This is a genomic window from Paenibacillus dakarensis, assembly GCF_001373415.1.
Classification (GTDB): Bacteria; Bacillota; Bacilli; order Paenibacillales; family Paenibacillaceae; genus Paenibacillus_AQ; species Paenibacillus_AQ dakarensis.
Map to the genome: position 1 here is coordinate 1 of NZ_CDSE01000095.1, position 5,268 is coordinate 5,268.

3 protein-coding genes and 1 pseudogene are annotated in these 5,268 nt (G+C 51.4%); 3 read left to right on the forward strand and 1 reads right to left on the reverse strand.

What is annotated here, in order from left to right; genetic code table 11:
- The coding region (locus tag BN1234_RS20310; protein ID WP_054958460.1) for an ABC transporter substrate-binding protein at window positions 1–970 on the forward strand (970 nt) is incomplete at its 5' end.
- 133 nt (window positions 971–1,103) lie between these two features.
- Here BN1234_RS20310 and BN1234_RS20315 read toward each other — a convergent pair.
- Window positions 1,104–1,310 carry a hypothetical protein gene (locus BN1234_RS20315; protein ID WP_054958461.1) on the reverse strand — a complete coding sequence of 69 codons (207 nt, stop codon included), beginning with the start codon at window positions 1,308–1,310 and terminating at the stop codon, window positions 1,104–1,106.
- Between the two features lie 312 nt (window positions 1,311–1,622).
- Here BN1234_RS20315 and BN1234_RS20320 point away from each other — a divergent pair, with 312 nt between their 5' ends.
- Both BN1234_RS20320 and BN1234_RS20325 read left to right on the forward strand, forming a co-directional pair.
- Window positions 1,623–4,799: a DEAD/DEAH box helicase gene (locus tag BN1234_RS20320; RefSeq protein WP_054958462.1), complete on the forward strand. Its 3,177-nt coding sequence runs from the start codon at window positions 1,623–1,625 to the stop codon at window positions 4,797–4,799.
- Window positions 4,790–5,268, forward strand: a pseudogene (locus tag BN1234_RS20325) (hypothetical protein); the annotation flags it as partial. The gene BN1234_RS20320 and the pseudogene BN1234_RS20325, both read left to right, overlap by 10 nt.

The following is a 5,268-nucleotide window of genomic DNA, read 5'->3' on the forward strand; positions in this document are numbered from 1 at the left end:
CCTGAATACATGGTTAGAAAGACTTGAGGACCTGTCTGACCAGCCATGGGTAGATGATGTCCTGGATGTTGCCAAAGAGCCGATGACAAAGGATGGCAAGCTCTATGGCCAGCCGATGGCGATTGAGGGCTACGGATTTATATATAATAAGGATCTGTTTGAAAAGGCAGGAATTACAGAGCTCCCTACCACGTTAACCGAGCTTGAAGCAGCGGCGCAGAAGCTTCAGGAAGCGGGAATTACACCGTTCGTAAACGGTTATCAAGAGAACTGGATTCTGGCGAACCACCTGCTTAATATCGCTTTTGCCCATCAGGAGGACCCGGATGCGTTTGTTAAGGGAATGAATGAAGGAACAGAGAAAATTGCAGGAAACGCTGTGTTTGATGATTGGATCAAGCTGTTTGATCTGACGATGAAATATGGCCAGCAAAACCCGCTTACGACCGATTACAATACGGAAATCACAACTTTTGCCAGCGGTGAAGCTGCCATGACACAGAACGGTAACTGGACTCAGGTACAGATTGACGGCATCAATCCGGACCTGAACATTGGCTTTATCCCTATGCCGATTAACGACAATGCGGAACAGAATGATAAGCTTCCCGTAGGTGTTCCGAATAACTGGGTCGTTAACAAGAACTCCAAGATGAAGGATGAAGCCAAGGAGTTTCTAAACTGGCTTGTAACCTCAGAAACAGGCAAAAAGTATATGACCGAGGATTTTAAATTCATACCGGCCTTCAAGTCTATTGAAGCGAATACCGAGATGCTTGGAGATTTGGGTACGGATGTCATGAAGTACAGTCAGGACGGTAAAACACTCAGCTGGGAGTTCAATAAATTTCCGGACGGAGGCATGAATGAATTCGGCAGCCAGATGCAGGGGTATGTAGCTGGAAATGTGGACAAGACGCAGCTGTTTGAGGCACTGGAACAATCCTGGGCTAGTCTGAAAGCGCAGTAAGGGAAAGATAAAAGGGTGAACGTATTACAGGAAATATAAGACGCTAAAAAAACAAAGTAACCGGTGAGATTAGATATGCCGGGTACTTTGTTTTTTTGTTTTTATCGGAGGGAATTCGCAGAATCCCTATTCACTAATTTTCACGAATCAGAAGATATACGATCAGGCCAGCAATGGGAAAGAACAGGAGTCCAAGCACTACGAGCAGGGCAAATTCGGGGCTCTTTCCTCTCCGCTTAGCATCCCGGTAACCCCATACACATATAGCAATATGAACAACCAGGAATAATAAAGGAATCAGCAAGCCAAAAATTCCAAAGATCAATCCACCTACAGCCATATATTCACAACCTCCTTTAAAAAAAGTGCTGTTTCGTGTTTTGAAACTCCGATCTCGGGCGCACTATGGTACAATGGAATGATGGATAAGTTCCATATGTTGAGTCCGTTGGTGATTGAAATCGCTGTATTGAATCTTGCAAAATCGGTTTATATCTAGATACGGTGAGGAAACCAAAAAGTGTCATTAATATGAAGTCATATCCAGGGCTAGTGATTGTTTTTTTAGAGAAGGTTATCGTTTTGAAAATAATCCGCTTTCGGATAAAATAATAATAATATCTATAAAGCAGGAAAAAGACAGGAGACAACAATGAATCAACCGCTGTATGGCGTATGGCTAGGAGATGCATTTTTTTGTTTCTCCGGTGAAGTGTCGGAGCCCAAAGTAGACGCTTGGAGCAGAATCATAAGAAAGCTGCGGCTGGAGGATGGAAGCCGTCCGTTTGCGCATGCTTCACTTCGGTTAGCAGAGATGAGATTCCCTGTCCAACCGGCAGTGGTCAAGAGTGTGCGACGAAATGAACGCAAGACACTGGGAGGCCGAACTATGGAAGGCTTGGCTCTTTCGCCCGGGGATGCGTTTCACATGCTGCTGTCTTTAGATGCCGGCTTGTATCAAAGCCAAGGCCTTGCGCTCGGCGAGGAAATGGAATACTGGTTAATGGCAGCAAAGTTTGCACTCGAGCTGCAGCTGCGGGGACGAATTGCACCGGGAACAGCTGAGGTTCCTTTGGCTGGACGCCGAAGAAGCGCCTCCATGCATATGATCAAAGCGGTATGGAAGCCGCAGTTAAGAGGAGAGGATGCAGAACGTTTTCTGCAGATGGCTGCGAATATCCCGCCCATATGCATCGGTGTGCCTGCAGCCCTTGCGGGAAGTGAACCTGTTACTAGGGAGGAGGCTGGAGCTATTGTGCTCTACTCGTTCCTGTGTGCGGTGATAGATGCGGAAGCAAGGGAAGCGGTAAGGGCCATTGAAGGGAAGCTCTCTTCGTATTTGCAGGATTATCGCCGCGGCCGTTCACCTATTACGGAGCTGTGGTGGAACAGTCTGCTTACAGTAAGCCGGGAGATTACAGTCCAGGGGGCGGCGGAAGAAGTACAGGAGCTGGCACAAGAGGTCGAGAGCGCCGGACATACCTACCTTCCTTATACGGAAGGTGAAGAGCTGCCGCCGGAGAACGGAATCATCCGGCTTGGACTCAGGCTGGAGCCTCCGCTTGCTGAAGGGCAGAAGGAATGGCATTTATCATTCTGGGCAGGGAGCCGGGAAGATGAAGGCATGTGGCTGCCGGCTCGCAGCATCTGGAGCAGTTCTGAGAAGGATATGCTGGTCCGGGGACGTATATATGAGTCGGCTCAGGAGCAGCTGCTGATGGCGATTGGGGATGCAGCTGAGCAGTCTCCCGAGCTCGCAGAAGGACTGGCGGGGCCCGCTCCGGAAAGTGTGGTGCTGCCGCTGGAGAAGCTGTCGTCTTTTATGAAAGAATCGGTTCCAAGGCTGACTCGGGGAAATGTAACCGTGCAAATGCCGTCCAAGTGGAGCCGGGAGGGGCGGCGGCGCACAGGCTTGTCTCTTAAAATGATACAGGATTCGTCCACAAGATTCGGAGTAGACCAGCCTGTGCCTGTTTTGGGCATGGAGCATCTTGTTTCTTTTGAAGTGTCTGCGGCCTTGGGCGGCCAGCAGCTAACCCGTGAAGAATTGACGGCCCTGGCTGAAGCCAATATGCCGTATATTGAGTTCAGGGGCGAATGGATCGAGGTGGATTTGAAAGAAATTAATCAGGTCCTTCGCTTCATGAAGAAGCATGAAAAGGGTGAAATGGAGCTGTCCGAATGGATGCATCTGACGGCTGAAATGGACGGGGAGCGCATGTGGAAGGGGCTCTTCATTGAGGAGCTGGAAACAAAGGGACTGCTGTCAGCGCTGCTTGATGGAGAAGGAGCCCGAAGATTACCTGCCCGTTCGATTCCGGCTTCGCTGCACGGTCAGCTGAGACCTTACCAGGAACGGGGTTATCAGTGGTTAAGTGTCATGCGTGATCTCGGGTTTGGGGTCTGCCTTGCAGATGACATGGGTCTTGGAAAGACCATTCAGGTTATTACCTGTCTGCTGGACCACAGAAGAGAAGGGCAGCTTGTGAGTGGTGATCCGGCTGCAGAACCGGGTGAGCAGCTTAGCGATCGTGAGATTGAACTTTTGCGGCAAGGCGGACCTGTTCTAATCGTCTGTCCCACTTCACTGCTTGGGAACTGGCAGCGGGAATTACAGCGTTTTGCGCCTGATCTGACTTTATATATTCACCATGGTGTACGGCGGCTTCGGGGTGAATCCTTTAGGGAAGAAGCGCTGCAGTACGACATTATCTTGACCACATATCATTTGGCAGGCCGTGACGGCACCGATCTATCTGCCGTAAGCTGGTCAAGTGTCGTGCTGGATGAAGCTCAGTATATTAAGAATTACCGCACCAAGCAAGCGCAAAGTGTGATGAAGCTTTCCGCACCCCACCGGATTGCCATGACAGGTACTCCGGTGGAGAACCGGTTAGCTGAGCTTTGGTCGATTTTTCATTTTCTTAATCCGGGCTACTTAGGTTCATTCTCTGCTTTTCGGCAGCGCTATGCGCTGGGTGAAGGACAGGAGGAGAGACTTAAGGAGCTGCATCGATTGGTTTCCCCTTTTATGCTCCGCAGGCTGAAGAGTGATCCGGATATCCGCAAGGATCTGCCGGAGAAGCTGGAGATAAAATCGTACTGTCCGCTTTCGGAGGTCCAAGGGGCTATGTATCAAGCGGTTGTGGATGAAATGATGGGTCAGATTGAGAACCGTTCGGGCATGGCGCGCAAGGGTTTGGTGCTGTCCTCGCTGACAAAGCTGAAGCAGATTTGTGATCACCCGCAGCTGCTGCGGGGAGAGGATAACAGACCGGCGAAGATGGAGTCCTCGGGCAAAATGCAGCGGCTGCTTGAAATCCTCGACAGCATCGCCGATGTCGAAGAATCGGCACTGATCTTTACGCAGTATGTAAATATGGGTGAGATGCTTGTGAAATTTTTGGCGAAACGCTACGGCAAGGAGCCTGCATTTCTCCATGGCGGCGTGCCTAAGAAAGAGCGTGATGAGATGGTACGTGCTTTTCAGAATGGAAAGGGTACGAGTTTCTTCATTCTTTCCCTGAAAGCAGGCGGTGTCGGTTTAAATCTGACGCGTGCAAATCACGTGCTTCATTATGACCGCTGGTGGAATCCCGCTGTAGAGAATCAGGCGACAGACCGGGTATTTCGAATTGGACAGGACAAAAATGTTCAAGTCCATAAGCTGATCAGCCAAGGAACGCTGGAGGAGCGGATTGACGAGCTGATTGAGCAGAAGAAGTCGCTGTCTGAGCAGGTTGTCGGGTCTGGTGAGACGTGGCTGACCGAGATGTCAAACGGCGAGCTTCGCCAGTTAATTGAACTGCAGGGACAGGATTGGATGTGAAGGACGGAGTTTATATAAGCTTCAACGAATTGAAGATTGCGGGAAGGATGGGGAATGCCGGGATGGTAACGCCGGAGGAACACGAGAAGATAACGCTGGAGTTTAAGCCCGGATTACTGCAAGGAACGATAGCCGGTGATCCATCCGTGGAAGTTCGCATCCCGTGTGAGATGCTGACGCCTGAAGCGAAGCAGGCCCTGCTTCACCGCCTTACAGGCGATCCGCAGGCGCTGTATCGCCTGCTGCAGGGCCGTCCAGCCCCATGGCTGGACGAGTGGACCCCTTCATCCGTACCGGATGAAGGGTCGGCCGCGCGCTGCACCTGCGGGCGCGCTGCCTGCGAGCACGCCGCCGCCGCGCTGGAAGCCTGCGGCCGGCGGCTTGCGGCGGAGCCGCTACAGCGGCTGGCCCTGCTCGGCCTGCCGCGGGAAGAGCTGCTGGCCGGCGTGTTCACCGCCTGGGCCGAAGC